The sequence below is a fragment of the Kitasatospora sp. NPDC101183 genome (assembly GCF_044767945.1).
Taxonomy (GTDB): Bacteria; Actinomycetota; Actinomycetes; order Streptomycetales; family Streptomycetaceae; genus Kitasatospora.
Genome location: NZ_JBIWOW010000053.1, coordinates 1 through 24,920 on the forward strand (window position 1 = coordinate 1; position 24,920 = coordinate 24,920).

Here is a 24,920-nt window from a genome sequence, read left to right on the forward strand (position 1 = left end):
CCGCGCCGCGCCGCGCGGCCCGCGCCCCGGGCCCGCCCAGCCCGGGGGGTTCGGCGGCCCCCCGCGGCGGGGCACCCCCCCCGGGGGGGGGGGCCCCCCCCCCGCCCCGCCCCGGCGTTTCCGTGTTCTCAGCCCTTCGGCCTGCGGGTGAACACCCGCCGCAGGGGGGTCGTGACGGCCGTCGCCGCCCGGCCGGCCCGCTCGCCGACCGCCGCCCGGGCCACCCCGAGGGCCTCGGAGAACCGCCACCACAGCCGCGCCGAGGACGGCGGCAGCAGCAGCGCCCGCAGGCGGCGGCGCCGGTCGGCCTTGGCGAGCATGCCCTGCCGTACGGTCCGCACGTCGGCCGCCAGGGGGGCGGCGGTCGCCCGGCCGGACGGCGCGTACAGCACCCGCTCGGTGGCCAGCGCCAGTCGGCCGGTGGCCGCCGAGGCCTCCTCGTCCAGCCCGGAGCCGTCGCTGATGCGGCGGGCGGTCGAGCGCGGGGTGCGCGACTCGTCGGGCTCGACGCCGAGGTCCCAGGCGGAGTCGATCAACTCCGCCCAGACGGCCAGCACCTGCGCGTCGGTCAGCTCCGCGGGGCCGCCCCCGCCCGGCGCGCGCCGCCCGCCGCCGCCACCGAGGCGGCGCCGGCGCAGCGAGGTGCGCCAGAACATCGGCGCGAGCAGCAGCAGGACCACCAGCACCACCGCGCCGATGGTGGCCAGCAGCGACCAGGACGGCGTCCAGGAGCCGTCGGCGGCCTGCTTCGTCGTCTTGCTCTGCGGGCCGCAGTCGCCGGCCTGCTGCTGCTTGCCGGTGCAGCCGCTGCTCTTGGACGGAGCCGGGGTGGCCGAGGTGGTCGGCGCGGCGGTGGCCGGCTTCTGGGTCGGCGCGGCGGTCGGGACGGGGGCCGTGTCGGTGTACTTGGCCGGTACGCCCCGGCTCGGGGTCGGCTCGAAGCGCATCCAGCCGTAGCCGGAGAAGTACAGCTCGGGCCAGGCGTGGTACATCCGGCCGGTGACGGTGTAGACGTTGCCGCCCTTGGTGTCGCCGGGGGTGAAGCCGACGGCGACCCGGGCCGGGATGTTCAGCGTGCGGGCCATCGCCGCCATGGCGGAGGCGAAGTGCACGCAGAAGCCCCGGCGGTCGCGCAGGAAGGTGGCGATGGCGTCGCCGCCGGTGCCCGGGGTGACGGCCGTGTCGTACGTGAAGTCCCGGCCGGTGAAGTAGTTCACCAGCGCCGTCGCCCGGTCGTAGTCGTTCTGCGCGCCGGCCGTGATCGCCTTGGCCTGCTCGGCGACCACGGGGGGCAGCTCGGAGGGCACGGCGGTGTAGCGGTCGCGGACGTCCTGCGGGGCGAGGGCCGCGGAGCGCAGCTCGTTGGCGGTGGGGCGCAGGTCCAGCGAGCTGACGTGGTAGCTCAGCCCTCGGATCGCCTTGTCGGTGGTGGGGAGCACCGTGCGGGTCGTCGGGTCGTACTTCCACTCGCCGCGGTTGGAGACGGTGACGGAGGCCGCCGGGTACGGCATCGGCAGCCAGCTCCTCTCCAGCCGGTTGCTGACCTTGACGTCCAGCTCCAGCCGGGGGACGGCGGCGTCGCGCAGGCCCTCGGGGTTGGGCAGGTTGGTCGGCAGCTCGGAGAAGGAGGTGCTGCTGAGCCTCCACCGGGTGCCGTCGAACTGGTCGAGCGAGCCGGTGCGCAGGTAGGTCTGGTCGGCCTGGGCGCTGTCCAGCGTGTAGGTGAGCAGCTCGTCGTCGGTGGGTTTGACGATCGCGGACTCCAGGCTGACCATCGGGTCGAGGGTGCTGGCCGAGCCGCCGATGCCGCTGCCCGAGCCGCCGGCCGAGTCGCGCAGGTCGTCGCCCAGCAGCCCGGAGCCGCCGTGCGGGACGAGGACGGACAGCACCACGGCCGAGGCGAGGGCCAGCACGCCGACCATCTGGCCGGCGGGCCGCACCGTGCCGGTGCTGACGGTGCCGGCCGCGCCGCGGAAGATGCGGCCCCAGCGGGTGGCGCGGTCCTGGCCCTCGGCGAACAGCAGCAGCAGGTACCCGGTCGCGGCGAGCGCGAACCAGATCCAGTTGCCGCCGTCCCCGGCGAAGCCGTTGCCGACGGAGTAGAGCGCCAGCAGCGGCAGCCCGGCCAGGGCCGCGCGGCGGTACGTCACCGCGATGGTGTCCACGACGACGGCGATCAGGCCGACGGCGGAGAGCACGATCAGCCGCAGGCCGGGGGTGGCGGGCGCGGGGATGGCGTACGCCTGGATGTCGCTGACGCCGTTCGCGAAGGTCCGGGTCAGGGTGTGCATCATGGACGGCCCGATGCCGCCGGAGCTCGCGAAGCCGATCAGCATCATCAGCAGCAGGGCGAGCAGCTGGGCGACCGGGACGCTCCAGCGGTACAGCGGGGAGCGGCGCAGGCCGGCGCCGAGCGCGGCGATCACGGCGATCACCACGAAGGCGAGGGTGAGCCAGCTGTGCTCGGTCAGCAGCGGCAGCAGGCAGAGGGAGGCGAGGGCGGTGGCCAGCGCCGAGTAGACGGTCAGTTTGGCCCGGGTCGTCACGCGCCGGCTCCTTCCCGGTGGTGGGCGGTGGTCCTGGCGCCGTCGACGTTCTGCCAGAGGTCCGGCAGGGAGTCTCCGGCGCGCACCGGCAGGACGGCCCAGCCGGCTTCGCGCAACTGCCGTTCCCTGGCGTGGAATTCGTCGCCGCCGGTCTGCGGGGCGAGCAGCCGAAGGCCCGTCCAGGTGCCGGTGTCCAGCAGGAAGGCGACGGCACCGCCGGTGCGGCTGCGCAGTCGGCCGAGGCGGGTGGCCTGGGTCTCGTCCAGCTCGCCGAGGATCGCGATCAGCAGGCCTTCGCCGCCGACGCGCAGCGGCTCCTCGGCGCGGGAGAGCCCGCCGCCGTCGGAGAGGTCGGCCACGGCGAGGGCGTCCAGGATCAGTCCGGTGGTCTCGGCGGCGCCGTGGTTGCCGCTGCCGGGGCCGGGCACCCACTCGCCGGTGTCGGTGAGCAGGTGGGTCTGGTAGCCGCGCTCCAGCAGGTGCGCGCAGACGGAGGCGGCGCAGCTGACGGCCCACTCGAAGGAGGAGGCGGGGCCGCTGCCCCGGTGGCCGATCTCCCGGGTGTCCAGCAGGACGGTGGCCCGGGCCTTCTGCGGCTGCTCCTCGCGGCGGACCATCAGTTCGCCGTAGCGGGCGGTGGACTTCCAGTGCACCCGGCGCAGGTCGTCGCCCGGCCGGTACTCGCGCAGGATGACGTCGTCGTCGCCCGCCAGCGCCAGGGAGTGGCTGCTGCTCTCGCCCTGGCCGGCCCAGTCGCCGCTGAGGCGCACGGCCGGCAGGGCCTGGACCTGGGGGACCACGGTGAGGGTGTCGGAGGCGGTGAAGGCGCGGCCGACCTCGCACATGCCGAACGGGTCGGACAGGCGCAGCTGCAGCGGCCCGAGCGGGTAGCGCCCGCGCAGGTCGGAGCGGACGCGGTAGGACACCTCGCGGTAGCCGTGCGGCTCGACCCGGTCCAGCACGAAGCGCGGGCGCGGCCCGAGCACGTACGGCACCTGGTCCTCCAGCAGCAGCACCCCGGTGGGGACGCGGGAGACGTTGTCGACCCGCAGGTGGACGCGCGCCTCCTGGCCCGCGACCGCCCGGCGGGGGTTGAGCCGGCGCCCGCTGGCCACCCGGTAGCGGGTGTTGGCGACGATCATCACGGCGACGAGCGGCAGCGCGGCCAGCAGGAAGCCGACCCGCAGCAGCCCGTCCTGGCCCAGCACGTACGCGCAGACCACGGCGGTGATCCCGGCGGCGAGGAAGGAGCGGCCCCGGGTGGTCAGGCCGCGCAGGGCGGCCCTGACGCCCGACGTCCGGTCGGAGGGGGGAGGGGTCACCTCAGCCCCTCCGGACGGCCGGGCCGCCCTGCGGGCGCGGCAGGGGCAGCCTGGCGACGATCTCGGACACGATCTGCTCGGTGGTGCGCCGGTTGAGCTGCGTCTCGGCGGTCGGCATCAGCCGGTGCGCGAGGACGGGCACGGCCAGGCGCTGGATGTCGTCCGGGATGACGTAGTCGCGCCCGTCCAGCGCGGCGGCGGCGCGGGCGGCCCGGACGAGGTGCAGGGTGGCGCGCGGCGAGGCGCCCAGGCGCAGCTCGTGGCTGTTGCGGGTGGCGCCGACGAGGTCGACGGCGTAGCGGCGGACCGGGTCGGCGATGTGGACGGCGCGCACCAGGTCGATCAGCTTGAGGATGTCGGCGGCGTGCGCGACGGGCTGCAGGTCGTCCAGCGGGTTGGCGCCGCCGTGCACGTCCAGCATCGCGAACTCGGCCTCGGGGCTGGGGTAGCCGATGGAGATCCGGGCCATGAAGCGGTCGCGCTGGGCCTCGGGGAGGGGGTAGGTGCCCTCCATCTCGACCGGGTTCTGGGTGGCCACGACCATGAACGGCGAGGGCAGTTCGTAGGTGGTGCCGTCGATGGTGACCTGGCGCTCGGCCATGGACTCCAGCAGTGCGGACTGGGTCTTGGGCGAGGCCCGGTTGATCTCGTCGCCGACGACGATCTGGGCGAAGATCGCGCCCGGGCGGAACTCGAAGTCGCGCTGTTGCTGGTCGTAGATGTTGGTGCCGGTCACGTCCGAGGGCAGGAGGTCCGGCGTGAACTGGATGCGGCGCACGGTGCAGTCGACGGACCGGGCCAGCGCCTTGGCCAGCATGGTCTTGCCGACGCCGGGCACGTCCTCCAGCAGGAGGTGGCCCTCCGCGAGCATGACCGTCAGCGCGATGCGGACGGCCTCCGGCTTGCCCTCGATGACGCTCTCGACATTGGCGCGGACGCGGTCGACGACCGCGGCGAGCTCGGGCAGGCCGACCCGGTGGTACCCGTCCGTCCCCTGGCCCCCCGCAGGACCGCCGAGACCCGCCTGATCGTATGTGCTCGTCACCCGTTTACGCTCCCTGGCACCCTGTGCCCGCCTCATCCCGAGGCCGGACCCCACCCCTGCTGGACGCGGCCGCTCCCGGGAGCGGTTCCGCGTGCGGGACCGGCGCCGGTGGCGGCCTGCGGCCGGGCCGCCCCAGGTGGTTCGGGGTCCGACCGGCCGGTGCATTCTCCCCCGGGCGGCGGCCGAAAGTCACCCTCCGGCCGTGGCCGCCCGGGATGCCCGGGATCGCCCCACGCGGGGGAGGGGCGGGGAGGGGTCAGCGGATCTCGCGCAGGAGGCCGGTGTGGACGTCGAAGACAAAGCCCCGCACGTCGTCCGTGTACGGCAGGAAGGGGGAGGTGCGCACCCGCTGCATGGACTGGCGCACGTCGCCGTCCAGGTCGACGAAGGCCTCCACCGCCCACTGCGGGCGCTGGCCGACCTCCAGTTCCAGTTCGCGGCGGAAGTCCTCGGTGAGACCGAGCAGGCCGCAGCCGGTGTGGTGGATCAGCGCGACGGAGCGGGTGCCCAGGGCGCGCTGGCTGATGGTCAGGGAGCGGATGGTGTCGTCGGTGACGACCCCGCCCGCGTTGCGGATGACGTGGGCGTCGCCGAGTTCGAGGCCGAGCGCGGCGAAGAGGTCGAGGCGGGCGTCCATGCAGGCCACCACGGCGATCTTCTGGACGGGCCGGGCGTCCATGCCGCCGTCCCTGAAGGTCACCGCGTATTCCCGGTTGGCGCTGACGAAGCGGTCGATGATCACGGGTCCGTCGGAGGTGGCAGCGGCGTGCGGCACGGGCCGGTCGGGGGTCACTGTCATGACGGCGACGTTAGTGCGATTCGGTGGAGCGTGGTGGGGTGAACAGCTACAGAACCCGGGGCTGTGATCGAGCGCATAGCCACAACGCGGCGCTCCGTCCGGCAGTTCGTCCGGCGGGGGCGCGCGGCCCCGCCCGGAGGCCGTCGCCAGGACTCGTACGGAGCCGCCCCGGCCGCTGCGACCTGCGACGATCCGTACCGCCGCCCGGGTGGTGCGCCGGAGCGGACCATTGACTGCCGGGGCCCGCGCGGTAGAGTTCGCAACGCGGTGGAGCACAGCCGCCGGGGTCCCGTCAACCGGGCCTTCCCGGGCGGTCCGGGCCTTCGCCGACGCGGCCCGTGGCCTCCCCCCGCTCCGTGCTCACCTGGCGCACCTTCCCCGGTGCCGGGCGGCACGTCCTTCCCCTCGAGCGGGTGGGGACCACGGGCCGCGTCGTGGTGCCGGGGCGGGGTGGGCGAGAATGGTCCGAAGCTCCCGGACGTCGGGCTGCTCCACCGAGGAAGGGCGCCACCGCGCATGACCAGCAACGACTCCGGCCCCAAGCACGTTCCGGTGATGCTGCAGCGGTGCATGGACGCGCTGGCTCCGGCGATCTCGCGCCCGGGCGCCGTGGTGGTGGACGCGACCCTCGGACTCGGCGGGCACAGCGAGGCGCTGCTGACCCAGTTCCCCGAGGTGCGGCTCGTCGCGGTGGACCGCGACCCGCAGGCGCTCGAGCTCTCGGGCGAGCGGCTGGCCCCGTTCGGCGACCGGGCGACCCTGGTGCACGCCGTCTACGACGAGATCCCCGAGGTGCTGGAGCGCCTCGACATCGACCGGGTGGACGGGATCCTGTTCGACCTCGGCGTCTCCTCCATGCAGCTGGACGAGGCCGAGCGCGGCTTCGCGTACGCCCAGGACGCCCCGCTGGACATGCGGATGGACCAGACCCGGGGGATCAGCGCGGCGGAGGTGCTCAACACCTACAGCCACGGGGACCTGGCGCGGATCCTGAAGGTGTACGGCGAGGAGCGGTTCGCCGGGAAGATCGCCTCGGTGATCCTGCGCGAGCGGGAGAAGGAACCGTTCACCACCAGCGCGCGTCTGGTCGATTTGGTCCGCAACGCGATTCCGGCCGCCACCCGCCGTACGGGCGGGAACCCGGCCAAGCGGACGTTCCAGGCCCTGCGGATCGAGGTCAACGGCGAGCTGGAGGTCCTGGAGCGGGCGATCCCGGGCGCGCTGGACGCCCTGGCGCTGGGCGGGCGGATCGCCGTGATGTCCTACCAGTCGCTGGAGGACCGCCTGGTGAAGCAGTGCTTCGCCGCCGGGGCCACCAGCACCGCGCCCCCGGGACTGCCGTTCATCCCGGAGGAGCACCAGCCCTGGCTCAAACTGATCACCCGCGGTGCCGAGCTGGCCACCGAGGAGGAGATCGAGGAGAACCGGCGCGCCGCGCCCGTACGGCTGCGGGTGGCGGAGAGGATCAGGGACCGTAGCAAGCGGGGCTGACCGGAAAGGGGCCCCGGCGGGGCCGAAGGGCGGAGGAGAGCAGTGGGGCCGGTGGCCGGTGGGGTCCGGACGGGGCGGGGAACGCTCGCCGGGCAGGCGAGGGCGCGCATCACGGTCCGGCCGGGGCGGCGCCCGGTACGGGGGCGCACGCCGTTCGCCGTGCTCGTGGTGGCGCTGCTCGCGGGCGGGCTGTTCGGGCTGTTGGCGCTGAACACCGCGCTCAACGAGGGCTCCTTCGAGCTGTCCAGGCTGCAGAAGCAGACCACCAAGGCGACGGACGAGCAGCAGGGCCTCCAGCACGAGATCGACCAGTCCTCGGCGCCGGACGCGCTCGCCAAGCGGGCCGCCGAGCTGGGCATGGTCCCGGCCGGCGGGATGGCGTTCCTGGACGTGCCGAACGGCGGCAAGGTCGTCGGCACGCCCGGCCCGGCGCAGGACAGCCCGCCCGTGAAGCGCTCGGGCGCCGAGCCGTGGCCGGCCAAGGGCACCCCGGGTGTCCCGGCCGCCCAGCCGAGCCCGACCGCGCCCGCCGCGCCGCCGGCCGCCCCCTCGGGGGCGCCGAGCCCGGCGGCGAGCAGTGGTGACCCGGTGACCCAGCTCAACCCCGTCGCGCCCGCGCAGCCGCAGAAGAGCGGGGGTGCGGCCCGATGACGACGCCTCGTCAGCCCTCCTCGGGCTCCGGCGGTTCGGGCGGCGGACGCCGCCAGCCGCCGCGCGGCTCCGCGCCCCGACCCGGCACCGGGCGGGTCCAGCCGTCGCGCGGACAGAGTGGCGGGCAGAGCGGCGGGCAGAGCGCCCGCGGCCAGTCGGCCAAGGGCCAGCCCACCAGGGGGCAGGGCGCCAAGCCCGCCGCCGGTTCGGGCAAGGCGCAGCCGGCCCGCTCGGCGCAGCCCGGCCGCGGCCCGTCCGCCAAGCCCCAGCCGGGCCGGGCGGCCGCCGCCTCCCGCACCCCGCGCGCCCCGCAGCAGCGCCGCCCCGAGGGGCGCCCGCCCGCCGCCCGTCCGCGCCCCAGGCCCCGGCTGCCCCAGCGGCCCAAGCCGCTGCGCCTGGCCGAGCCCAAGCGCCGCCTGCGGGTGATCACCGTGGTGATGTCGCTGGTGTTCTCCGTGTTCGCCGGCCGCCTGGTCCAGCTCCAGCTGCTGGACTCCGACGCGCTGGCCGCCGACGCCAACACCAACCGCTACCTCAACATCCCGATCACCGCCGAGCGCGGCTCGATAACGTCCTCGGACGGCGTCGCGCTGGCCGCCACCGTCGACGCGTACGACATCACCGCCGACCCGGCCATGTTCACCCCGGAGGCGACCGGAGTCCCGGACGCGCCGGAGCAGGCCGCGGCCCTCCTGTCGCCGATCATCGGCGTCCCCAAGGAGAAGATCGCCGCCGACCTGCACACCCCCAAGACCCGCTACAAGCGGCTCGCGGCCCAGCAGACCCCGGCCGCCAAGAACCAGATCAGCGACCTCAAGGCGGGCCTGGAGAAGCAGGCCGGAACCCGGGCCTGCCAGGCCCAGAAGAAGCTGATGGGCAAGCCCGCCGAACAGGGCGGGCGCACCCGGGTCGACGACCAGTGCGCCAACCCGCTGGCCGGGGTGTTCAACCGGGAGACGCAGAAGCGGATCTACCCGGCGGACGGGCTGGCCGCCAACCTCGTCGGCTTCGTCAACGGCGAGGGCGAGGGCGCCGGCGGCCTGGAGCTGCAGTACCAGAAGATGCTCGCCGGCAAGGACGGCCGCAGCAGCTACGCCCAGGCGGGCGGCCGGCTGGTGCCCACCGCCGGCGGCTCGATGGACCCGGCCGTGCCGGGCAGCGACATCAAGCTGACGATCAACCGGGACATCCAGTGGGCCGCCCAGCGGGCGATCACCGACCAGGTGGTCAACTCCGGCGCGGAGAAGGGCTACGTCGTCGTCCAGGACGTGAAGACCGGCCAGGTCATCGCGATGGCCACCGCGCCCGGCTTCAACCCGGGCGACCTGTCCACCGCGAAGCAGTCCCAGCTGGGCAACGCCGCGCTCCAGGACGCGTACGAGCCGGGCAGCACCGCCAAGCTGATGAGCCTGGCCGCCGTGCTGGACTCCGGCAAGGCCAACTGGGACACCCGCGTCACCGTGCCCAACCGGCTGGTGCGCGCCGGGCAGCAGTTCAAGGACGACGTCGACCACGGCGACTGGTACCTGACCCTGGCCGGGGTGCTCGCCAAGTCCTCCAACATCGGCACCATCGAGGCCGTGGAGACGCTCGGCGACGGCGACCAGGCCAAGGCCAACCAGGCGCTGGACGCCTACATGCGCAAGTTCGGCGTCGCCCGGCCGACCGGTCTGAACTTCCCCGGCGAGACGCCCGGGATGCTCAAGAAGCCGGAGGACCTGGTGGCCTCGGAGAAGTACAACATCGCCTTCGGCCAGGGCCCGCTGCAGCTCAACGCGCTCCAGGCGACCTCCGTCTACTCGACCATCGCCAACGGCGGGGTGCGGGTCGCGCCCAGCATCGTTCAGGGCGTCACCGGGCCGGACGGCGCGTACACGCCCACGCCGGCGGGGGAGCAGACCAGGGTGGTCAGCGAGCAGACCGCCAAGACCCTCACCTCGATGCTGGAGTCCGTCGTCGACGACGAGCAGGGCACCGGCGGCAAGGCCGCCATCCCCGGCTACCGCGTCGCCGGCAAGACCGGCACCGCCAACCGCGGCGCCGCCGACGGCAAGGGCTACGACGGCTACACCGCCTCCTTCATCGGCTTCGCCCCCGCCGACGCCCCCCGCTACACCGTCTCCTGCACCCTCCAGGGCCCGGTCAACGGGCACTTCGGCGGCCAGCTGTGCGGGCCGGTGTTCAAGCAGGTGATGGAGTTCACCCTGAAGACCATGCAGGTCCCGCCGAGCAGCTCCCAGGCGCCCAACCTGGCCGTCGAGTGGAAGCCGTGAGCGAGTATGAACGAGCAGCACAGCGGCCGGGGCGTCGGCGCGGCGAAGGCCCGGTTTGGCCCTGGACACCCTTCGGCGGATAGCCTTCCCGCCGTGCCGAAACCCGATCAAACCACCGTGAGTCCGCCCCGCCCGACCGGGACCACCGCTCTGCCGCTCGCCGAGCTGGCCGACCGGATGGGCCTGCCGCCCGTCGAGGGCGGCGCCGTCACCGGCGTCACCCACGACTCCCGCGCGGTGCGCCCGGGTGACGTGTACGTGGCCTTCCCGGGCGCCAACCACCACGGCGCGGCCTTCGCCGCCAAGGCCGCCGGGGCCGGCGCGGTGGCGGTGCTGACCGACCCGGCCGGGGCCGAGCTGGCGGCCGGGACGGGCCTGCCGCTGCTGGTCGTCGACCGGCCGCGGGCCCGGATGGGCGAGCTGGCCGCGATCGTCTACGGCCACCCGTCCGAGCGGCTGCTGATGATCGGGCTGACCGGCACCAACGGCAAGACCACCACCTCCTACCTCGTCGAGGGCGGCCTGCGCGGCGCCGGGCGCAGCCCGGGCGTCATCGGCACCGTCGAGATGCGGGTCGGCGAGGAGCGGATCAAGAGCGAGCGCACCACCCCCGAGGCCACCGACCTGCACGCGATCCTCGGCGTGATGGCCGAGCGCGGCGCCGACGCGGTGACCATGGAGGTCTCCAGCCACGCCCTGGTCTTCGGCCGCACCGACGGCGTGGCGTACGACGTCGCGCTGTTCAACAACCTGACGCCCGAGCACCTCGACTTCCACCCGGACATGGAGGACTACTTCCAGGCGAAGGCCCGGCTCTTCCAGCCCGGCAAGTCCCGCCTGGGCGTGGTCAACCTGGACGACGCCTACGGCCGCAGGCTCGCCGCCGAGGCCGAGATCCCGGTGACCACCTTCTCCGCCACCGGGGACGCCGGGGCCGACTGGCGGGCCGTGGACGTGCAGCTCGGCCCGGCCGGCTCCACCTTCCGGGTGGTCGGCCCGGACGGCGCCGAGGCCGACGCCTCCGTGCCGCTGCCCGGCCCGTTCAACGTCGCCAACGCGCTCGCCGCGATCACCGTGCTGGTCACCGCCGGCCTGCCGCTGGACCGGTCGGTGGCCGGGGTGGCGGGGGTGGCCGGAGTCCCCGGCCGCCTGGAGCGGGTGGACGCGGGCCAGCCGTACGTCGCCGTGGTCGACTACGCGCACAAGCCGGACGCCCTGCGGGCCGTCCTCACCTCGCTGCGCGAGGTCACCAAGGGCCGCCTGCACGTCGTCGTGGGCTGCGGCGGCGACCGCGACCCGCACAAGCGCGGCCCGATGGGCGACATCGCCGCCCGGCTGGCCGACACGGCCCTGCTGACCAGCGACAACCCGCGCAGCGAGGACCCGCTGGCGATCCTCGCCAGCATGCTGACCGGCGCCGCCGCCGTCCCCGAGGCCGAGCGCGGAGCCGTCCTGGTCGTGCCCGACCGGGCGGAGGCGATCGCTCTGGCGATCGCCCGCGCCCAGGCGGGCGACACCGTGCTGGTGGCCGGCAAGGGCCACGAGCTGGGCCAGTACGTACGAGACGAGATCCGCCCCTTCGACGACCGGGAGGTGCTGCACGACGCGATCGTGCGGGCCACGGCCGCCCGGGGCGACCGAGGAGTAGAGCAGCAGTGATCGCACTGACCCTCGCCGAGGTGGCCGCCGCGGTCGGAGGCACCCTCGTCGGTGCCGACCCGGACACCCCGGTCACCGGCCCGGTCGAGGTCGACTCGCGCAAGGTGAGCCCCGGCGGCCTGTTCGCGGCCTTCGTCGGCGAGAACGTCGACGGCCACGACTACGCCGCCACGGCGGTGGAGGCCGGCGCCGTCGCCGTGCTGGCCTCCCGCCCGGTCGGCGTCCCCGCCGTCCTGGTCGACAGTGTGGTGGACGCGCTCGGCAAGCTGGCCCGCACCGTGGTCGCCCGCGCCGAGGGCACCGCCGTCGTCGCGCTGACCGGCTCGGCCGGCAAGACCAGCACCAAGGACCTCATCGCCCAGCTGCTCCAGCGCCTCGGCGAGACCGTCTACCCGCCCGGCTCGCTCAACAACGAGATCGGCCACCCGATGACCGCGCTGCGGGTCGAGGCCGGCACCCGGCACCTGGTGATGGAGATGGGCGCCCGGCACAAGGGCGACATCGAGTACCTCACCTCGATCACCCCGCCGAACGTCGCACTGGTGCTCAACGTCGGCACCGCGCACGTCGGCGAGTTCGGCTCGCAGGAGGCGATCGCCGAGGCCAAGGGCGAGATCGTCGAGGCGCTGCCCGCCGACGGCACCGCGATCCTCAACGCCGACGACCGGCTGGTGCGCGCCATGGCCTCCCGGACCAGGGCGAAGGTCGTCTACTTCGGCGAGTCCCCGGAAGCCCAGGTACGGGCGACAGGTGTTCGCCTGGACGCCACCGGACGTCCATCGTTCACGCTCACCACCCCGGCCGGTTCCGCGCCCGTGCAGCTGCGCCTGTACGGTGAGCACCACGTCTCGAACGCCCTCGCCGCCGCCGCGGTGGCGATGGAGCTCGGGATGACCGTCGACGACACCGCCGCCGCCCTCGGCGAGGCGGGTGCGCTGTCCCGCTGGCGCATGGAGGTCGTCGACCGGGCCGATGGTGTCACCGTCGTCAACGACGCCTACAACGCGAACCCCGACTCGATGCGGGCCGCGCTGCGGGCGCTGGTCTCGATGGGGGGCCGGGGCCCGGAGCGCCGCCGCACCTGGGCGGTGCTCGGCGAGATGCGGGAGCTCGGCGAGGAGAGCCTGGCCGAGCACGACGCCATCGGACGGCTCGCCGTCCGGCTGGACGTCACCAAGCTGGTGGCGGTCGGCGGACGCGAGGCGGCCTGCATGGAACTCGGCGCGAGGAACGAAGGTTCGTGGGGTGAGGAGTCGGTGCTGGTGTCCGACGCGGACGCGGCGGTCGAACTGCTGCGCAGTCAGCTGCGGCCAGGGGATGTGGTCCTGGTGAAGGCGTCCCGTTCGGTGGGGCTGGAGAAGGTGGCCGAGGCCCTCCTGACGGACGGTGCTGCCCGATGATGAAGCAGATCCTGATCTCCGGGATGATCGGTCTGATCCTCTCGCTGATCGGCACGCCCGCCCTGATCAAGCTGCTGGCCCGTCAGGGCTACGGCCAGTACATCCGCGACGACGGCCCCAAGGCGCACCACAGCAAGAAGGGCACGCCCACCATGGGCGGCATCGCCTTCATCCTGGCGACCCTGATCGCGTACTTCGGCACGAAGGCGATAACGGGCGACAGCCCGACCGCCTCCGGCCTGCTGGTGCTCTTCCTGACCACGGGCCTCGGCCTGGTCGGCTTCCTGGACGACTACATCAAGGTCGTCAAGCGCCGCTCCCTGGGCCTGCGGGCCAAGGCGAAGCTGGCCGGCCAGTCGATCGTCGGCCTGGTGTTCGCCGTCCTGGCGCTGCAGTTCCACGACGACCGCGGCCTCAGCCCGGCCTCCCAGTCGCTGTCCTTCGTGCGCGACTTCAAGTGGTCGATCGGCCCGGTGCTGTTCGTCATCTTCGCCTACTTCATGATCGCCGCGACCTCCAACGGCGTGAACCTGACGGACGGTCTGGACGGCCTCGCCACCGGCGCCTCGGTGATGGCCTTCGGCGCCTACACCTTCATCGGGCTCTGGGAGTACTCGCAGAGCTGCGCCTACTTCATCTCCGCCACCGGCGCCTGCTACGACGTCCGCGACCCGCTGGACCTCGCCGTGGTCGCCGCCGCCCTCATGGGCTCCTGCTTCGGCTTCCTGTGGTGGAACACCTCGCCCGCCAAGATCTTCATGGGCGACACCGGCTCGCTCGCCCTCGGCGGCGCCCTGGCCGGCCTCGCGATCTGCTCGCGCACCGAGCTGCTGCTGATCATCCTCGGCGGCCTCTTCATGATCATCACCCTGTCGGTGATCATCCAGGTCGGCTCCTTCCGGATGACCGGCAAGCGCGTCTTCAAGATGGCGCCGCTGCAGCACCACTTCGAACTCAAGGGCTGGAGCGAAGTCCTGGTCGTGGTCCGCTTCTGGATCATCCAGGGCCTCTGCGTGGCCGTCGGCCTCGGCCTCTTCTACGCGGGATACCGGGCGGGATGACGAACACCGACGTGACCGAGTTCACCGACCTGCCCGTCGTCGTCGCCGGGCTCGGCGTCTCCGGCATCAGCGCCGCCCGCGTCCTGCGCGGGCTCGGCGCGGCGGTCACCGTCGTGGACGGCGGCAGCGGCCCGGGCCTGACGGCCCGCGCCGCCGAGCTGGAGGCGATCGGCGTCGCGGTGCGCCTGGGCGACGGCGCGAGCCTGCCCGAGGGCACCCGGCTGGTCGTCACCTCGCCCGGCTGGGCGCCGGACAGCCCGCTGTTCGCCGCCGCCGCGGCGGTCGGCGTCGAGGTCTGGGGCGACGTCGAGCTGGCCTGGCGCCTGCGCAGGCCGCTGGCCGCCACCGGCGAGCCCGCCCCCTGGCTGGCCGTCACCGGCACCAACGGCAAGACCACCACCGTCCAGATGCTCGCCTCGATCCTCACCGCCGCCGGCAAGCGCACCGCCGCCGTCGGCAACGTCGGGGTCTCGGTGCTGGACGCGGTGCTCGCCGAGGAGCCGTACGACGTCCTCGCCGTCGAGCTCTCCAGCTACCAGCTGCACTGGGCGCCCTCGCTGCGCCCGTACTCGGCCGCGGTGCTCAACCTGGCGCCCGACCACCTCGACTGGCACGGCTCGATGGAGGCGTACGCCGCCGACAAGGGCCGGATCTACGAGGGCAACGTCGTCGCCTGCGTGTACAACCTGGCCGACCCGGCCACCGAGGCGCTGGTCATGGAGGCCGACGTCGAGGAGGGCTGCCGGGCCATCGGCTTCGGCCTCGGCGCGCCCAGCCCGTCGAACTTCGGCGTGGTGGACGGCCTGCTGGTCGACCGGGCCTTCGTCGAGGACCGGGCCCAGAACGCCGCCGAGCTCGGGGCCGTCGAGGACGTCAACCCGCCGGCGCCGCACAACATCGCCAACGCGCTCGCCGCGGCGGCGCTGGCGCGGTCGTACGGGGTCGACCCGAAGGCCGTCCGCGAGGGCCTGCGGGCCTTCCGCCCGGACGCCCACCGGATCGCCGAGGTCGGGACCGTCCGCGAGGTCACGTACATCGACGACTCCAAGGCCACCAACACCCACGCCGCGGCCGCCTCGCTGGCCGCCTACCGGCCGATCGTCTGGATCGCCGGCGGGCTCGCCAAGGGCGCGACCTTCGACGACCTCGTCCAGGGCGCGGCCGAGCGGCTGCGCGGCGTGGTGCTGATCGGCCAGGACCGCGCGCTGATCCGGGAGGCCCTGGAGCGACACGCTCCGGATGTGCCGGTGATCGAGGCGGCCGAGGGCCAGACTGGCGCGGTGGCGATGGCGGAAATCGTTCGAACGGCGGCAACGCTCGCCCGATCGGGTGACACGGTGCTGCTGGCGCCGGCCTGCGCCTCGATGGACATGTTCACCAACTACGGGGAGCGCGGCGACCTGTTCGCGGCGGCGGTCCGGGAGTTGGAAGGCGAGTAGCCGACCCCGCAGGGGGCGTCGTACAAGAGAGTGAGCGGGGAACGGTGGCGGGGCAGGGCAGGGCGGGTTCCGGAGCGACCGAGCAGGACTCCGCCGAGCCGTGGCGCGTGATCTCCGCCACCACGACCAAGTACAAGTCGGCCGGTCCGCTGGCCCGGCTGCGGGCCTTCCGGGCCCGCGTCGGGTACTGGCTGGACCGGCCGCTGACGCCGTACCTGCTGATCGTCGGCACCGTCCTGCTGCTGGTCGTGCTCGGCCTGATGATGGTCTTCTCGGCCTCGCAGATCCTCGCCCTGAACCAGCACCACACCGCGCAGTACTACTTCCTCAAGCAGCTGATCGCGGCCATCCTCGGCCTCATCCTGCTGGTCGGCTTCGCCTCCGTCCCGGTGGCGGTGCTGCGGGTGATCGTCTACCCGGTGATGTTCGGGGTGATCGGCGCGCTCGCGCTGGTCGCCGTCCCCGGCATCGGGGTGCGGATCAACGGCAACCAGAACTGGCTGGACTTCGGGTTCTTCCAGTTCCAGCCCTCGGAGTTCGCCAAGCTCGCGCTGGTCCTCTGGGGCGCCGACCTGCTCGCCCGCAAGCAGAAGGCCGGCACCCTCAACTCCTGGAAGCACCTGCTGGTGCCGCTGGTGCCCGGCGCCCTGCTGCTGCTCGCGCTGATCATGATCGGCGGCGACATGGGCACCTCGATGATCCTCGTCGCCATGGTCTTCGCGCTGCTGTGGATGGTCGGCGCGCCCCTGCGGCTGTTCGTCGCCACCCTCGGGGTGGCGGTCGTGGTCTGCACCGCCCTGGTCGTCACCGTCCCGCACCGGGCGGAGCGGCTGGGCTGCATCGGCGTCACCAAGCTCGACCCCGACGGCGCCTGCTTCCAGGCGCTGCACGGCGTCTATTCGTTCGCGCTCGGCGGCGGCTTCGGCACCGGCCTGGGCGCCGGCGTGGAGAAGTGGGGGCAGCTGCCCGAGGCCCACACCGACTTCATCTTCGCCGCGACCGGCGAGGAACTCGGTCTCGTGGGGACGCTGTCGGTGATCGGTCTCTTCGCGGCACTAGGCTACGCGGGTATCCGTGTGGCCATCGGTACGAAGGACCCCTTCGTCAGGTACGCCGCGGGAGCCGCCACCACCTGGATCATGGCGCAGGCCATGATCAACCTGGGGTCGGCGCTGGGACTGCTGCCCATCGCGGGCGTCCCGCTCCCGCTGTTCTCCTACGGCGGTTCCGCCATGCTGTCGGCCATGTCCGTGATCGGGGTGCTGCTGTGCCTGGCACGCAGCTCCTCGGGCGCGAAGGCGGCCCTGGCCGCCCGGAGCAAGAACTCCCGGGTCAGGAAGCGACTGGCCCGGGTGCTGCCACGACGACGAACCACAGCGCGCCCGGCCCCGGTGCCGGCACGCAGGGAGCGGTGAATTTCGGTGCATGTCGTACTCGCCGGCGGGGGGACCGCCGGTCACATCGAGCCGGCCATGGCCCTCGCGGACGCACTCCGCAGGCACGACCCGTCCGTCGGGATCACCGCCCTCGGCACCGAGAAGGGTCTGGAGACCCGGCTGGTGCCCGAGCGCGGCTACCAGCTGGAGCTGATCCCGGCCGTCCCGCTGCCCCGCAAGCCCACCCCCGAGCTGATCACCGTCCCCGGCCGGCTGCGCGGCACCGTCCGGGCGGCCCAGGAGATCATCGAGCGGGTCAACGCCGACTGCGTGGTCGGCTTCGGCGGCTACGTCGCGATGCCCGCCTACCTGGCGGCCAAGCGCGCCGGCGTGCCGATCGTGGTGCACGAGGCCAACGCCCGCCCGGGTCTGGCCAACAAGATCGGCGCCCGTTACAGCGACTTCGTCGCCGTCTCCACCCCGGACAGCAAGCTGCGCGACTCCCGGTACATCGGCATCCCGCTGCGCCGGACCATCGCCACCCTGGACCGGGGCGCCGTGCGGCCGGAGGCCCGTCAGTACTTCGGCCTCGACCAGCGGCTGCCCACCCTGCTCGTCTCGGGCGGCTCCCAGGGCGCCCGGCGGCTGAACGAGACGATCACGGCGATCGCGCCCCGGCTCCAGCAGTACGGCGTGCAGATCCTGCACGCCGTCGGGCCGAAGAACGAGTTGCCGCAGGTCGCGGACGTCCCCGGGATGCCGCCGTACCGTCCGGTTCCGTACATCGACCGGATGGACCTCGCCTACGCCGCGGCCGACCTGATGCTCTGCCGGGCCGGCGCCATGACGGTGGCCGAGCTGGCCGCCGTCGGCCTGCCCGCCGCGTTCGTGCCGCTGCCGATCGGCAACGGCGAGCAGCGGCTGAACGCCCAGCCGATGGTCAAGGCCGGCGGCGGCCTGCTGGTGGACGACGCCGAGCTGACCACGGACTGGGTGCTCCAGAACGTGCTACCGGTGCTCACCGACCCGCAGCGGCTCTGGGACATGAGCCGGGCCGCCGCCGAGTTCGGCCGCCGGGACGCGGACGACCTGCTGGTCGGCATGGTCTACGAGGCGATCCAGGCCCACCGCGGCGGCCGCCGCCGTGGCTGACGGTCGGCTCGCCGACCCCCTGGAGGACGAGCTGGAGGACGAGGAGAACGCTCCTCGCCTCCGGCTCTCCCGGAGGGGCATCGTGGTGCTGAGCGCGTTCGGCGCCGCGCTGCTCGGCGTGCTGGCCTGGCTGGTGTTCTTCTCCTCCGTCCTGGACGTGCGCAGCGTCGCCGTCCAGGGCGCCCCGGACGAGAACCTGACCCCGGACCAGGTCCGGGAGTCGATCGGGAGGCTGGCCGACGGCCCGCTGGCCCGGGTCGACCTGGACGAGGCGCGGCGCCGGGTGGAGGCGATCCCCCGGGTGGCCAAGGCCGAGGTGTGGCGGGGCTGGCCGCACACCCTGCGGGTGAAGGTCGTGCAGCGCACGGCGGCGGCCGCCGTCAAGGGGGAGGACGGCAAGTTCACCCAGGTGGATGCATCCGGCGTGAGCTTCGCCACCGACGCGGCCCCACCGGCAGGAGTGCCGGTGGTGGAGCTGCGGCTGAGTCAGCCGGCCCTGGACGTCGAGTCGGTGATCTCCCGTCCGCAGTTGGTGCGCGGCGCCGTGGCGGTTGCCGCCGGGCTGCCGCCGGACCTCGCCAAGCGGGCCGGTTCGGTGCTCGTGCACTCGTACGACGACATCGAGCTGCAGCTCAGCGGCGGTGCGACGGTGCGCTGGGGGAGCCCTGACCAGATCGACCGCAAGGCTCGAGTGCTGGTCGCACTGATGAATCAGAAGGGCACGAACTACGACGTGAGTGCGCCGGAGGCGCCGGCGGTGTCGGGATGATCCGGTAGGTTCTGTGGCTGAGGGAGGGGTTGACGCCTCGAAGTGTCGGCCCGACCCTTGGTGGTCACCCCGGTTTCGTAAGCCGGCCGATGATCACATAGGCTCAAAAGAAAAAGGGAAGCTCGGCGTGTTCGTTGAAACGCGTGCCCGGAGCCACCTAGTGTCCTGTGTCACCAGACTGTGTCCCCTGGTGATGTGACGGTGGCACAGCACTAACCCTAAAGGTCAAGTTTAGGGTTGGGGTCGGCGGTCGGCATTTCGGACATTCAGTCAGAAACCAGGCTCCCTACCCATCGACATCCGTCGGTACGTCCCCTTCCACTGGGTCGAACCGACCCGGAAATTCGAGGCGAGAGGCCTTCGACGTGGCAGCACCGCAGAACTACCTCGCAGTCATCAAGGTCGTCGGAATCGGCGGCGGTGGTGTCAACGCCATCAACCGGATGATCGAGGTCGGTCTCAAGGGCGTCGAGTTCATCGCGATCAACACCGATGCGCAGGCCCTCCTGATGAGCGACGCCGACGTCAAGCTCGATGTGGGCCGTGAACTCACCCGGGGCCTCGGCGCCGGCGCCAACCCCGAGGTCGGCCGCAAGGCCGCCGAGGACCACCGCGAGGAGATCGAGGAGGTCCTCAAGGGGGCCGACATGGTCTTCGTGACCGCCGGCGAGGGCGGTGGCACGGGCACGGGCGGCGCGCCCGTCGTCGCCAACATCGCGCGCTCGCTCGGCGCCCTGACGATCGGCGTGGTCACCCGCCCGTTCACCTTCGAGGGCCGCCGCCGCGCCAACCAGGCAGAGGACGGCATCGCCTCCCTGCGCGAAGAGGTCGACACCCTCATCGTCATCCCCAACGACCGGCTGCTGTCCATCTCGGACCGCCAGGTCAGCGTGCTCGACGCGTTCCGCTCGGCCGACCAGGTCCTGTTGTCCGGTGTCCAGGGCATCACCGACCTGATCACCACCCCGGGTCTGATCAACCTCGACTTCGCCGACGTCAAGTCCGTCATGTCGGAGGCCGGTTCGGCGCTCATGGGCATCGGCTCGGCCCGCGGCGAGGACCGCGCCAAGGCCGCCGCCGTGATGGCGATCTCCTCCCCGCTGCTGGAGGCCTCGATCGACGGCGCCCGCGGCGTGCTGCTGTCCATCTCGGGCGGCTCCGACCTCGGCCTGTTCGAGATCAACGAGTCGGCCCAGCTGGTCAGCGAGGCCGCGCACCCCGAGGCGAACATCATCTTCGGCGCCGTCATCGACGACGCGCTGGGCGACGAGGTCCGCGTCACCGTCATCGCGGCCGGCTTCGACGGCGGGCAGCCGCCGGCGATCGTCCGCGACCCGGTGGTCAAGTCCACCCCGTCCGCGCCGTCCACGCCGCCGGCCGCCCCGGACCGCCCGGCCTCCCGCCCGTCGTACGGCGGCATCGGCTCGGTCACCTCCCGCTCGGAGGAGGGTTCGTCGACCCGCTCCTCGGAGATCCCGGTCGCCACCGCTGCGGCCCCGGTGCCGCCGCAGGTGCAGCCGGCGCGGCAGCCGTTCGTCGAGAGCCCGGCCGAGGAGCTCGACGTGCCGGACTTCCTTAAGTGATCGATCACGCGATCCACGCGGGTGCTCACTTCGCCTTCACCGACCGGTGGGGCGGGGTGAGCACTTCGCCGTACGGGGAGATGAACCTCGGCGGCGCCGTGGGGGACGACCCGGAGGCCGTCCGGGAGAACCGGGTGCTGGCCGCCCGGGAGTTGGGGATCGAACCGGCCGACGTGGTCTGGATGAACCAGGTGCACGGGGCCGAGGTGTCCGTGGTGACGCGGCGCCAGCCGCAGGGGCAGGCGCCGACCGTGGACGGCGTGGTCACCGACCGGCCGCTCGCGCTGGCGGTGCTGACCGCCGACTGCACCCCGGTGCTGCTGGCCGACCCGGTGGCGGGCGTGGTGGGCGCGGCCCACGCGGGCCGGCCTGGGCTGGCGGCGGGGGTGGTGCCCGCGACCGTACGGGCGATGGTCGAACTCGGGGCCGAGCCGGCGCGGATCACCGCCGCCACCGGCCCCGCGGTCTGCGGCCGCTGCTACGAGGTGCCGGCCGAACTGCGCGCCGAGGTCGCGGTCGTGGTGCCGGCGGCCTTCGCCGAGACCTCCTGGGGGACCCCGGCCCTGGACGTGGCGGAGGGCGTCGCGGCGCAGCTGTCCGAGGCGGGCGTCACCTCGCTGGTGCGCTCACCGGTCTGCACGCTGGAATCGACCGACCACTACTCCTACCGGCGCGAGCGGCGCACGGGCCGGCTCGCGAGCTACGTCTGGCTGGGTTCTGACAAGTGATGACGAACGACATCTACGGACCGTTCCCGGGTGGCCCCGGCAGCTTTCCCGACAAAGGGTGGCTGGAGGCGTTGACGGAGGGGCAGCGGGCCCGCTCCGAGGAGCTGGGCACCAACCTCGACGTGGTGGAGCGCCGGATCGCGGACGCCTGTGCGGCCGCGGGGCGCCCGCGTGAGGACGTGACCCTGATCGTCGTCACCAAGACCTACCCGGCCGAGGACAGCGCGCTGCTGGCCGGGCTGGGCGTGAGGGACGTCGCGGAGAACCGCGACCAGGACGCCGCCCCCAAGGCGGAGCAGTGCAGAAACCTTCCTCTGGACTGGCACTTCGTCGGGCAGCTGCAGACGAACAAGGTCCGCTCCGTCGTCCGGTACGCGAACCGCGTGCACTCGGTGGACCGGCTGAGGCTGGTCGGGTCGCTCTCGGCGGCCGTGCTCAAGTCCGAACGCCCGGAGCTGGGTTGCCTGGTGCAGGTGGCGCTGGACAAGGAGCACGGGGAGGGCGGGCACCGGGCCGGGGTCGCGCCGGAGGACGTCGCCGAACTCGCGGACGCGATCGCCGACACGCCCGGGCTGCGGCTGGACGGTGTGATGACCGTCGCTCCGCTCGCCGGTCCGCTGGCCGGGGACCCGGCCCGCGCCTTCGATCGGCTGGTGGAAATCGCAACCGGCGTACGGGCGACCCATCCTGCTGCCACCATGGTCTCCGCAGGGATGAGCGGCGACCTTGAGCAGGCGATTGCCGCCGGTGCGACACATGTACGCGTCGGTACGGCGGTACTCGGAGTGAGGTCACCCCTCAGGTAACGTCACCGGGTAGTAGATCAGACTGCAGGACAAAATAGGACAGAATCTAGCAGCTCCCCGGAGCTGCTGGCGAACCGTGGATCGCAGCTCCGCGGCCCCCACTCCACGAACCCTGACAGGCCGTCCGCCTGATGCGCCGTCGTGGAGGGACCGCGGAATCCGCTGAGCAGGGTCGTGGCCCGGCGGTCCACCACAAGCGGAGGAGACAGGAGCATGGCCGGCGCGATGCGCAAGATGGCGGTCTACCTCGGCCTCGTGGAGGACGAGACGTACGACGGCCAGGGGTACGACCCCGACGACGACTACGACGCGGACCCCGAGCCGATCCGCACCGGACAGCGGACCGAGGACATCCCGCGGCCGGCCGCCGCGCCCGCCCCGGTCTCCTCGATCACCCCGCAGCCGGTGCCGGCCGCGGTGCCGATCCGGCAGGAGACCCCGAGGATGGCCCCAGTGTCGTCCATCACACCCGAACGCCGCCACAACCTGGAGAAGAGCGCCCCGGTGATCATGCCCAAGGTCGTGAACGAACGAGAGCCCTACCGCATCACCACGCTGCACCCCCGGACCTACAACGAGGCCCGCACCATCGGGGAACAGTTCCGCGGCGGGACCCCCGTGATCATGAATTTGACCGAGATGGACGACACCGATGCGAAGCGACTCGTAGACTTCGCCGCTGGACTGGTCTTCGGTCTGCACGGCAGTATCGAGCGCGTGACACAGAAGGTGTTCCTGCTGTCGCCTGCTAACGTCGATGTCACGGCGGAGGACAAGGCTCGGATCGCCGAGGGTGGGTTCTTCAACCAGAGCTGACCCGGCCACGACTGTACGTGTGGATCTGATCAACAGTGGGTCAACGACAGGTGACGAGCGGCCGGCCCTAGGGCCCGAGGCCGGGGAGAGGGAAGCGCGATGAACATCGTGTGGGCGGTGCTCTACTACGCCCTTGTCGTCTTCCTGGTGTTCCTTCTCGTGCGGCTGGTGATGGACTGGGTCTTCCAGTTCGCGCGTTCGTGGCGCCCCGGCAGGGCCATGGTCCTGGTGCTGGAGGCCACTTACACTGTCACCGATCCTCCGCTCAAGCTTCTTCGGCGGTTCATTCCGCCGTTGCGTTTCGGGGGAGTGGCGCTCGACCTGTCCTTCTTCGTACTGATGATCATTGTGTATGTCCTGATCTCGCTTGTGCACCCCTAGTCGTAGGTGAGCGATGCGACAGGATGCCGGTGTGCCGACGATCACGTTGAGGTGAAGAGATGCCATTGACCCCCGAGGACGTTCGGAACAAGCAGTTCACGACCGTCCGCCTGCGTGAAGGCTATGACGAGGACGAGGTCGATGCCTTCCTCGACGAGGTCGAGGCGGAGCTGACCCGCCTCCTCCGGGAGAACGAGGACCTGCGGGCCAAGCTCGCGGCCGCGACTCGCGCCGCCGCGCAGAACCAGGCCAACATGCGGAAGGAGCCGCCGCAGGACTCGCGTCCCGGCGCCCCCGTCCCGGCCGCCATATCCGGCCCGCCGGTCCCCGGCCAGCAGGGCCCGGGTGGACCGCAGCAGATGGGTCCGGGTGGTCCGCAGCAGATGGGCCCCGGCGGCCCGCAGCAGCAGATGGGCCAGCCGATGGGCGGCCAGCAGCAGATGGGCCAGACCATGGGCGGCCAGCAGCCGCTCGGCCTGCCGTCCGGCGCGCCGCAGCTCCCCGCGGGCCCCGGCGGTCAGCAGCAGATGGGCCAGCCGATGGGTGGCCAGCAGCAGATGGGCCAGACCATGGGCGGCCAGCAGCAGCTGGTGCAGCCGATGGGCGGTCAGATGCTCCAGCCCATGGGCGGTCCCGGTGGCCCGCAGCAGATGGGCAACCCGATGGGCCAGGGCATGGGCCAGCAGCAGATGCAGCCGATGGGCGGCCCCATGGGTGGCCCGCCGCAGCAGATGGGCGGCCCGCTCGGCGGCCCCGGCCCGATGCAGCAGCAGCAGGGCCCCGGCGGCGACAGCGCCGCCCGGGTGCTCGCCCTCGCGCAGCAGACCGCCGACCAGGCGATCTCCGAGGCGCGGTCCGAGGCCAACAAGATCGTCGGCGAGGCGCGGAGCCGGGCCGAGGGTCTGGAGCGCGACGCCCGTGCCAAGGCCGACGCGCTGGAGCGGGACGCGCAGGAGAAGCACCGCGTCGCGATGGGCTCGCTGGAGTCGGCGCGGGCCACGCTGGAGCGCAAGGTCGAGGACCTGCGGGCGTTCGAGCGGGAGTACCGCACGCGCCTGAAGTCGTACCTGGAGACGCAGCTGCGCCAGCTGGAGTCGCAGGCGGACGACTCGCTCGCGCCGCCGCGGATTCCCGCCACCGCGTCGCTGCCTCCGGCGGCGTCGTCGATGGCGCCGGCGGGGATGAGCTCCGCTCCGTCGTTCGGTGGCAACCAGCCTTCGTTCGGGGGGAGTTCGCCGTCCTTCGGGGGGCAGAACGCGTTTGGCGCCAGCGCGCCGGCGCCCTCGTTCGGTGGGCAGGCTGCGGGCAGTGGTGCTCCGCAGATGCAGCCGGCCGGGATGACGCAGCCGATGGCGGCCGTGCGGCCGCAGCCTCCGCAGCCGATGCAGCAGGCGCCGGCGCCGATGCGGGGCTTTCTGATTGACGAGGACGGCGACAACTGAGGTTGTAGTCGGGCTTCTTGGGGCGTTCCCCTTTTCGACCTTTGGGGTCGGGGAGGGGGACGTTTCTTTTTGTGTTCAGGGGTGGCGGGGGGTGGTCGTTGGGGTGGGGGCTTTCGGGAGGGTGGGGGCCGGGGGGGGGGCCCGGGGGGGGGGGGCCCCGGGGGGGGGGGGGGTTTTATGA

Annotated in this window: 20 protein-coding genes; 16 read left to right on the forward strand and 4 right to left on the reverse strand. The window is 73.0% G+C overall.

Annotated features, from left to right (window positions below; translation table 11 throughout):
* Window positions 1-128: 128 nt before the first annotated feature.
* From ACIRRS_RS37645 to ACIRRS_RS37660, 4 genes are all read right to left on the reverse strand, one after another.
* Window positions 129-2,546 carry a transglutaminaseTgpA domain-containing protein gene (locus tag ACIRRS_RS37645; RefSeq protein WP_402981348.1) on the reverse strand — a complete coding sequence of 806 codons (2,418 nt, stop codon included), beginning with the start codon at window positions 2,544-2,546 and terminating at the stop codon, window positions 129-131.
* Window positions 2,543-3,868: a DUF58 domain-containing protein gene (locus ACIRRS_RS37650; RefSeq protein ID WP_402981351.1), complete on the reverse strand. Its 1,326-nt coding sequence runs from the start codon at window positions 3,866-3,868 to the stop codon at window positions 2,543-2,545. The genes ACIRRS_RS37645 and ACIRRS_RS37650 overlap by 4 nt, the downstream gene beginning before the upstream one ends.
* Before the next feature lies 1 nt (window position 3,869).
* Window positions 3,870-4,913, reverse strand: a complete 1,044-nt coding sequence (locus ACIRRS_RS37655; RefSeq protein ID WP_402981354.1) for an AAA family ATPase — start codon at window positions 4,911-4,913, stop codon at window positions 3,870-3,872.
* 256 nt (window positions 4,914-5,169) lie between these two features.
* Complete coding sequence (locus ACIRRS_RS37660) at window positions 5,170-5,712, reverse strand: beta-class carbonic anhydrase (protein WP_402981357.1); 543 nt, start codon at window positions 5,710-5,712, stop codon at window positions 5,170-5,172.
* A gap of 516 nt (window positions 5,713-6,228) precedes the next feature.
* On the opposite strand from ACIRRS_RS37660, the gene rsmH reads away from it, so the two are divergent.
* The 16 genes from rsmH to ACIRRS_RS37740 all read left to right on the forward strand — a co-directional run bounded on the left by rsmH (window position 6,229) and on the right by ACIRRS_RS37740 (window position 24,739).
* Entirely contained in the window at window positions 6,229-7,203 is a 975-nt protein-coding gene (gene rsmH, locus ACIRRS_RS37665) for a 16S rRNA (cytosine(1402)-N(4))-methyltransferase RsmH (RefSeq protein ID WP_402981359.1), read from the forward strand.
* 159 nt (window positions 7,204-7,362) lie between these two features.
* Window positions 7,363-7,854, forward strand: a complete 492-nt coding sequence (locus tag ACIRRS_RS37670; protein WP_402981362.1) for a hypothetical protein — start codon at window positions 7,363-7,365, stop codon at window positions 7,852-7,854.
* Window positions 7,851-10,127, forward strand: coding sequence for a penicillin-binding transpeptidase domain-containing protein (locus tag ACIRRS_RS37675; RefSeq protein WP_402981364.1), 2,277 nt, complete (start codon window positions 7,851-7,853; stop codon window positions 10,125-10,127). Before ACIRRS_RS37670 ends, ACIRRS_RS37675 begins: the two co-directional genes overlap by 4 nt.
* 6 nt (window positions 10,128-10,133) lie before the next feature.
* Complete coding sequence (locus ACIRRS_RS37680; protein WP_402981367.1) at window positions 10,134-11,786, forward strand: UDP-N-acetylmuramoyl-L-alanyl-D-glutamate--2,6-diaminopimelate ligase; 1,653 nt, start codon at window positions 10,134-10,136, stop codon at window positions 11,784-11,786.
* On the forward strand, window positions 11,783-13,186 hold the full coding sequence (gene murF, locus ACIRRS_RS37685) for a UDP-N-acetylmuramoyl-tripeptide--D-alanyl-D-alanine ligase (RefSeq protein ID WP_402981370.1): 1,404 nt from the start codon (window positions 11,783-11,785) through the stop codon (window positions 13,184-13,186). Before ACIRRS_RS37680 ends, murF begins: the two co-directional genes overlap by 4 nt.
* Window positions 13,186-14,247 (forward strand): phospho-N-acetylmuramoyl-pentapeptide-transferase, encoded by a 1,062-nt coding sequence (gene mraY, locus ACIRRS_RS37690; RefSeq protein WP_402981399.1) that lies wholly within the window; start codon window positions 13,186-13,188, stop codon window positions 14,245-14,247. Before murF ends, mraY begins: the two co-directional genes overlap by 1 nt.
* Window positions 14,244-15,686: a UDP-N-acetylmuramoyl-L-alanine--D-glutamate ligase gene (gene murD / locus ACIRRS_RS37695; protein WP_402981373.1), complete on the forward strand. Its 1,443-nt coding sequence runs from the start codon at window positions 14,244-14,246 to the stop codon at window positions 15,684-15,686. The genes mraY and murD overlap by 4 nt, the downstream gene beginning before the upstream one ends.
* Before the next feature lie 107 nt (window positions 15,687-15,793).
* Window positions 15,794-17,101, forward strand: coding sequence for a putative lipid II flippase FtsW (ftsW, locus tag ACIRRS_RS37700; RefSeq protein ID WP_402981376.1), 1,308 nt, complete (start codon window positions 15,794-15,796; stop codon window positions 17,099-17,101).
* A 6-nt stretch (window positions 17,102-17,107) separates the two neighbouring features.
* Window positions 17,108-18,214, forward strand: a complete 1,107-nt coding sequence (murG, locus tag ACIRRS_RS37705; protein WP_402981379.1) for an undecaprenyldiphospho-muramoylpentapeptide beta-N-acetylglucosaminyltransferase — start codon at window positions 17,108-17,110, stop codon at window positions 18,212-18,214.
* Complete coding sequence (locus tag ACIRRS_RS37710; RefSeq protein ID WP_402981382.1) at window positions 18,207-18,983, forward strand: cell division protein FtsQ/DivIB; 777 nt, start codon at window positions 18,207-18,209, stop codon at window positions 18,981-18,983. The genes murG and ACIRRS_RS37710 overlap by 8 nt, the downstream gene beginning before the upstream one ends.
* 365 nt (window positions 18,984-19,348) lie before the next feature.
* Window positions 19,349-20,566, forward strand: a complete 1,218-nt coding sequence (gene ftsZ / locus ACIRRS_RS37715; protein ID WP_402981385.1) for a cell division protein FtsZ — start codon at window positions 19,349-19,351, stop codon at window positions 20,564-20,566.
* The gene (gene pgeF / locus ACIRRS_RS37720) at window positions 20,563-21,294 is read left to right on the forward strand and encodes a peptidoglycan editing factor PgeF (protein ID WP_402981388.1); all 732 of its coding nucleotides are present in this window, start codon (window positions 20,563-20,565) and stop codon (window positions 21,292-21,294) included. Before ftsZ ends, pgeF begins: the two co-directional genes overlap by 4 nt.
* The gene (locus ACIRRS_RS37725; RefSeq protein WP_402981391.1) at window positions 21,294-22,100 is read left to right on the forward strand and encodes a YggS family pyridoxal phosphate-dependent enzyme; all 807 of its coding nucleotides are present in this window, start codon (window positions 21,294-21,296) and stop codon (window positions 22,098-22,100) included. Before pgeF ends, ACIRRS_RS37725 begins: the two co-directional genes overlap by 1 nt.
* 213 nt (window positions 22,101-22,313) lie before the next feature.
* Window positions 22,314-22,916 carry a cell division protein SepF gene (locus tag ACIRRS_RS37730; protein ID WP_031071810.1) on the forward strand — a complete coding sequence of 201 codons (603 nt, stop codon included), beginning with the start codon at window positions 22,314-22,316 and terminating at the stop codon, window positions 22,914-22,916.
* A gap of 99 nt (window positions 22,917-23,015) precedes the next feature.
* Window positions 23,016-23,297: a YggT family protein gene (locus ACIRRS_RS37735; RefSeq protein ID WP_402981394.1), complete on the forward strand. Its 282-nt coding sequence runs from the start codon at window positions 23,016-23,018 to the stop codon at window positions 23,295-23,297.
* Window positions 23,298-23,356: 59 nt separating this feature from the next.
* The gene (locus ACIRRS_RS37740; RefSeq protein WP_402981397.1) at window positions 23,357-24,739 is read left to right on the forward strand and encodes a DivIVA domain-containing protein; all 1,383 of its coding nucleotides are present in this window, start codon (window positions 23,357-23,359) and stop codon (window positions 24,737-24,739) included.
* The last annotated feature ends 181 nt before the right edge of the window (window positions 24,740-24,920 follow it).